We start from the raw sequence: 5,781 nt of genomic DNA, 5'->3' as shown, positions 1-5,781 counted from the left end.
CCGAGGACGGACACCCCCCGGCGCGGCCCCGCCCCACCCCCGGCGAACAGGCGCTACGCGCACCCCCACCCACCCGCGCAGGCCGCCGTCGGCATCCGACCACGCCCCCGAGCCGTACCCGAGCCATAATCGACCGGTGAGCGCAGAGAACGGCCCCCACGCCCCCCGCCCCGAGCCGATCCGCTTCTTCGGCACGACCTGGCTGAACCACGACAACGGCTACACCGCCCGTCGCATCGGCGTCGCCATCGGCTCACTGGCCACCGCAGCCGCCTCCTGCCTCGTCCTCCGGCTCGCCTACCAGGGCCTCCGGATCGCCGCGATCGGCAGCTTCGTGACCCTGCTCATGGTCGTGATGTTCGCGATCTGCAGCGCGATGGCCTTCCGCCACACCTGGGACGGCTTCACCCGCCGCCCCGACCCCGACCGGCAGGCCTCCCTCCGCGGCCTCCTGACCATCGGTTTCGTCGGCTCCCTCCTCGCCTACTTCTTCCGCTCCCTCACCGAGGCCCCCGGCGAGAAACTCCACCGCGAGGAGTACGAGGCAGCCCGCAAGCACCACGAGAAGCGCACCACCCGCCGCTCGGGCAACCCGTCGAAAAAGCGCCGCCCCGCATAACCCGCCGGCCTCTCACCGAAATCTCACCACCCCCCACCCCCGCCCCCGGCCACCATGGCCGCATGACCCCACACGCCGCCGCCCACCACCCCACCGGAGCCGAACCCACCGCAGAAACCACCACCGAACCCCCAACACCGACGCCGCCCACCCCGACAACACCCCCCACCCACACCGCCCGCGCCCACTCCTTCAACACCGCCGCAGCCCAATACGCGGCCAACCGCCCCTCCTACCCCCCAGCCCTCTTCGACGCGGTAGAAGCCCTGGCCGACCACCCCCTCCCCGGCTCCCGCGTCGCAGACATCGGCGCCGGCACCGGCATAGCGACCGCCCTCCTCCACGCCCGAGGCGCCGACGTCATCGCCGTAGAACCCGGCGACGGCATGGCGGCCCAGTTCCGCAGCACCCTCCCCGACATCCCGATCGTCCGCGGCACCGGCGACGACCTCCCCCTCGCCGACGCCTCCGTCGACTTCGTCACCTACGCCCAGGCCTGGCACTGGACCGACCAGGCCCGATCCGTCCCGGAGGCCCTCCGCGTCCTGCGCCCCGGCGGCGCCCTCGCCCTCTGGTGGAACACCGACGCCCTGGACGTGCCGTGGATCGCCGAAGCCGCCGCCCGCACGGAACGCCACTTCCGCATCGACACGGCCGCCGAGCGGCGAAACGTCAACGCCCGCGCCGCCGACCCCACCGGCCGTCTCGACTTCACCCGCCGCACGGTCCGCTGGAGCCGACGCGTCCCGGTCGACACCCACCTCGCCAACATCGGCAGCCACTCGGTCTTCCTGGTACACGGCGAGGAACACACCGCGGCCTTCCTGGCCGAGGAACGCGAGCACCTCCTCAAGACCTTCCCGGACGGCGTCGTCGAGGAGGTCTACGACGTAGTCCTCCTCCTGGCGAAGGCCCCTGCTTGACGCACCCCAAGCCCAGGAGCATTATTCATCACATGATGAATAATGCTCCTGGGCCACCGCCCACCCACACCAAGACCCCACCAGCCACCCACACCAACAACCCCCCGGCCGTCCACGCCAAGAACCTCACCGTCACCCGCGGCCCCCGCACGGTCCTGCGCAACCTGGCCTTCACCGTCCCCCGAGGCCAGATCACGGGCCTACTGGGCCCCTCCGGCTGCGGCAAGTCCACCCTCATGCGCGCCACCGTCGGCACCCAGGCCAAGGTCACCGGCACCCTCGACGTCCTCGGCCACCCCGCCGGCCACCCCACCCTCCGCACCCGCATCGGCTACGTCACCCAGGCCCCGTCCGTCTACGACGACCTGACCGTCCGCCAGAACCTCGACTACTTCGCCGCGATCCTCGACCCCGGCCGGCCCGCAGCCGACCGCCGCCACGACAACGTCACCCGCGCGATAGCCGACGTCGACCTCACCACCCACGCCGACGCCCTGGCCGGCAACCTCTCCGGCGGCCAGCGCAACCGCGTCTCCCTGGCCGTCGCCCTCCTCGGCACCCCCGAACTCCTGGTCCTCGACGAACCGACCGTCGGCCTCGACCCTGTCCTGCGCCGCGACCTCTGGACCCTGTTCCACGACATCGCGGCGAGCCGCGGCGCGACACTCCTCGTCTCCTCCCACGTCATGGACGAGGCCGAACGCTGCCACCGCCTCCTCCTCATGCGCGAGGGCGAGCTCCTCGCCGACGACACCCCCGAGGCCCTGCGCACCCGCACCGGCGCCGACACGGTCGAGGAGGCTTTCCTGCACCTGGTGGACGAGGCAGAGGCGGCAGCCGACACAAGGGAGACGAAACGATGACCCCCACCCCCATTTCCACCCCCACCCCCACCCCCACGATCACACCGACCCCAACGCCACCGAGGGCCCTGAACGCCTCCCGCACCACCGCCACCACAACCCGCGTCCTGCGCCAGCTGGCCCACGACCCCCGCACCATCGCGCTGCTGATCCTCATCCCCTGCGTGATGCTGTTCCTGCTGCGCTACGTCTTCGACGGCAGCCCGCGCACCTTCGACAGCATCGGCGCGTCCCTGCTCGGGATCTTCCCGCTGATCACGATGTTCCTGGTGACCTCCATCGCCACCCTGCGCGAACGCACCTCGGGCACCCTCGAACGCCTCCTCGCCATGCCCCTCGGCAAAGGCGACCTCATCGCCGGCTACGCCCTCGCCTTCGGCACCCTCGCGATCATCCAGTCCGCCCTGGCCACGGGCCTCGCGGTCTGGTTCCTCGGCCTCGACGTCACCGGCAGCCCCTGGCTCCTCCTCCTGGTGGCCCTCCTCGACGCCCTCCTCGGCACGGCCCTCGGCCTCTTCGTCTCGGCCTTCGCGGCCTCGGAGTTCCAGGCGGTCCAGTTCATGCCGGCGGTGATCTTCCCCCAGCTCCTCCTCTGCGGCCTGTTCACACCCCGCGACAACATGCACCCGGCCCTGGAGGCCATCTCGGACGTCCTCCCCATGTCCTACGCGGTGGACGGCATGAACGAGGTCCTCCGCCACACGGACATGACCGCCACGTTCGTACGCGACATCCTGATCGTCGCCGGCTGCGCCCTGCTGGTCCTGACCCTGGGCGCGGCGACCCTGCGACGCAGGACGGCATGAGCCGGCAGCACCGCCACCGCCCGGGGGCACCCCCACATCCCGCCCAACGGACACACAAGCCGCCAGCCGCTGCCCGATGCGAGGATGTACCCCGGACGACGCACCCCCGGAGGCACCCCGCGCCATGACCCAGAAAGTCGCAGTCCTCGGCACCGGCAAGATCGGCGAAGCCCTGCTCAGCGGAATGATCCGAGCCGGCTGGACCCCGGCCGACCTCCTGGTCACCACCCGCCGCCAGGAACGAGCCGAAGAACTCCACACCCGCTACGGCGTCACCCCGGTCACCAACCCGGAGGCCGCGAAGATCGCCGACACCCTGATCCTCACGGTCAAACCGCAGGACATGGGCACCCTCCTCGACGAACTCGCCCCCCACGTCCCCGCCGACCGCCTGGTCATCAGCGGCGCCGCCGGCATCCCCACGGCGTACTTCGAGGACCGCCTGGCCCCCAACACGCCGGTCGTCCGCGTCATGACGAACACGCCGGCCCTGGTCGACGAGGCGATGTCCGTCATCTCCGCCGGCACCCACGCGACCGCCGACCACCTCGCCCACACCGAGGAGATCTTCGGCGCCGTCGGCAAGACGCTCCGCGTCCCCGAGTCCCAGCAGGACGCCTGCACCGCCCTCTCCGGCTCCGGCCCGGCGTACTTCTTCTACCTGGTCGAAGCCATGACCGACGCGGGCATCCTGCTCGGCCTGCCCCGCGACAAGGCCCACGACCTCATCGTCCAGTCCGCGATCGGCGCCGCCACGATGCTCCGGGACAGCGGCGAACACCCGGTGAAGCTCCGCGAGAACGTCACGTCCCCCGCGGGCACCACCATCAACGCCATCCGCGAACTCGAGAACCACGGCGTGCGAGCCGCCCTCATCGCCGCCCTCGAAGCCGCCCGCGACCGCAGCCGCGCCCTGGCCTCCGGCAACAACAGCTGAGCACTGCGGGCGCCGGGGCCGACCCACCCCGACGCCCGCACCACGTCACACCCTCAGCACGGCGGCCCGACTCGCGTCCGCCGCCGCCTCCGGCACGGCAGGCAGCAACCCGATCGCGCGATAAGCGGCATCCACGGTCGGCCGAGCCATCCCCCGGGCCCGCTCCGCACCGTCCCGCAGCACGCGCTCCACATGACCGGGATCGGCGCACAACTCCTTGTGCCGCTCCTGCACGGGCCTGAGCACCTCCACCACAGCCTCCGCGGTGTCCCTCTTCAAGTCCCCGTACGACGCGTACGCACCGCTCAGTTCCTCAGGGCTCCCACCCGAGCACGCGGCGAGAATCTCCAGCAGATTGGCGAGACCCGGCCGGGCCTCCCGGTCGTAGACGACCTCCCGCCCGCTGTCGGTCACCGCCCGCATGACCTTCTTCCGCACCACGTCCGGCTCGTCCAGCAGATAGACGATCCCCGGCCCGACGTCGTCGCTCTTGCCCATCTTCGACGTCGGATCCTGCAAGTTCATCACCCGCGCCGCCACCCCCGGACGCGTGGCCCGAGGCACCACGAACGTATGCCCGTACCGCTGGTTGAACCGCACCGCGAGATCCCGCGTCAGCTCCACGTGCTGGACCTGGTCGTCCCCCACGGGCACCTCATCAGCCGCGTACGCCAGGATGTCCGCCGCCATCAGCACGGGATACGTCAGCAGCGACAGCCGCACACTCCCGCCCCGCCGCTGCTCCCGCGCGGCCTTCTCCTTGTACTGGATCATCCGCCGCATCTCACCGTCGGTGGCGACGCACTCCAGCACGTACGACAACCGCGCGTGCTCGTCCACATGGCTCTGCACGAACAGCGTGCAGAGCTCCGGATCCAGCCCGGACGCCAGCAGCAAGGTCGCCGCCTGCCGGCTCAGCCTGCGCACCCGCGCGGGATCGTGGTCCACCGTCAGCGCGTGCAGGTCGACGACGCAGAACAAGGCGTCCGCCTCGTGCTGGTCGACGGCAGCCCACCGCCGCATGGCTCCCAGGTAGTTCCCCAGCGTCAGATGCCCCGTCGGCTTGACCCCGCTGAAAACCCGTGTCATCTCTCCTCCACCTCCTGGCCGGGACCGCTGCCCCTGCGGCCGCCCCTCGGTGGTCCTGGAGGGAGAAACAAGAACGGCCGCCGAAGCGGCGGCCGTTGCATGCATACGTGAGGACGGCCGCCGTCAGGCGGCCCACCACAGCTGGGTACACGTACGCGTCGTCATGCACCCCAGACTACGCCCCGGGAGTGCCGTCCGCCCTTGAGTTGACACGCCCAGACCCGATCCGTAGTGTTCTCCGAGTTGTCCGACGTGAGCGCCGACTCCGGTCGGTCCCCGGACAGCCACTCCGCAGGTACCAACCACCTTTCGACGCGCAGTAGTCCTGTCGTCGTTTCATTGGTATGCGTATTTACGGAATGAGGAATCCCCGTTCGAAAGGACGCGGCCCCCGATTGGCTCGGGAGCCAGGGAATCCGCTAAAGTCTCACTCGTCGGAACGGCCCAACAGCCGCGAAGACAAACCCTGCTGACAGGGAATCGGGCCCGAAAGGATCTGATAGAGTCAGAACCGCCGGAAAGGGAAACGCGGAAGCGGGAACCT

At 70.6% G+C, this 5,781-nt stretch carries 6 protein-coding genes; 5 read left to right on the top strand and 1 reads right to left on the bottom strand.

What is annotated here, in order from left to right:
- Nucleotides 1–136: 136 nt before the first annotated feature.
- From GTY47_RS20770 to proC, 5 genes are all read left to right on the top strand, one after another.
- Nucleotides 137–619 carry a hypothetical protein gene (locus GTY47_RS20770; RefSeq protein WP_010048778.1) on the top strand — a complete coding sequence of 161 codons (483 nt, stop codon included), beginning with the start codon at nt 137–139 and terminating at the stop codon, nt 617–619.
- Nucleotides 620–681: 62 nt separating this feature from the next.
- Nucleotides 682–1,542: a class I SAM-dependent methyltransferase gene (locus GTY47_RS20765; protein WP_010048776.1), complete on the top strand. Its 861-nt coding sequence runs from the start codon at nt 682–684 to the stop codon at nt 1,540–1,542.
- 32 nt (nt 1,543–1,574) lie between these two features.
- Nucleotides 1,575–2,405 carry an ABC transporter ATP-binding protein gene (locus GTY47_RS20760; protein WP_010048774.1) on the top strand — a complete coding sequence of 277 codons (831 nt, stop codon included), beginning with the start codon at nt 1,575–1,577 and terminating at the stop codon, nt 2,403–2,405.
- Nucleotides 2,402–3,211, top strand: coding sequence for an ABC transporter permease (locus GTY47_RS20755; RefSeq protein ID WP_010048772.1), 810 nt, complete (start codon nt 2,402–2,404; stop codon nt 3,209–3,211). Before GTY47_RS20760 ends, GTY47_RS20755 begins: the two co-directional genes overlap by 4 nt.
- A 124-nt stretch (nt 3,212–3,335) precedes the next feature.
- Nucleotides 3,336–4,148 (top strand): pyrroline-5-carboxylate reductase, encoded by an 813-nt coding sequence (proC, locus tag GTY47_RS20750; RefSeq protein ID WP_010048770.1) that lies wholly within the window; start codon nt 3,336–3,338, stop codon nt 4,146–4,148.
- 45 nt (nt 4,149–4,193) lie between these two features.
- Here the strand turns inward: proC and trpS are convergent, their stop codons facing one another.
- Entirely contained in the window at nt 4,194–5,237 is a 1,044-nt protein-coding gene (trpS, locus tag GTY47_RS20745; RefSeq protein ID WP_010048769.1) for a tryptophan--tRNA ligase, read from the bottom strand.
- Nucleotides 5,238–5,781: the final 544 nt, after the last annotated feature.

This window comes from Streptomyces sp. SID5464 (assembly GCF_009862985.1).
Classification (GTDB): Bacteria; Actinomycetota; Actinomycetes; order Streptomycetales; family Streptomycetaceae; genus Streptomyces; species Streptomyces chartreusis_D.
This window is presented reverse-complemented; position numbering and strand designations above follow the sequence as displayed.

Coding starts and splice junctions, on each gene's coding strand:
- GTY47_RS20765 (WP_010048776.1), top strand. CDS start 682: ATGACCCCACACGCCGCCGCCCACCACCCCACCGGAGCCGAACCCACC.
- GTY47_RS20760 (WP_010048774.1), top strand. CDS start 1,575: ATGATGAATAATGCTCCTGGGCCACCGCCCACCCACACCAAGACCCCA.
- GTY47_RS20755 (WP_010048772.1), top strand. CDS start 2,402: ATGACCCCCACCCCCATTTCCACCCCCACCCCCACCCCCACGATCACA.
- proC (WP_010048770.1), top strand. CDS start 3,336: ATGACCCAGAAAGTCGCAGTCCTCGGCACCGGCAAGATCGGCGAAGCC.
- trpS (WP_010048769.1), bottom strand. CDS start 5,237: ATGACACGGGTTTTCAGCGGGGTCAAGCCGACGGGGCATCTGACGCTG.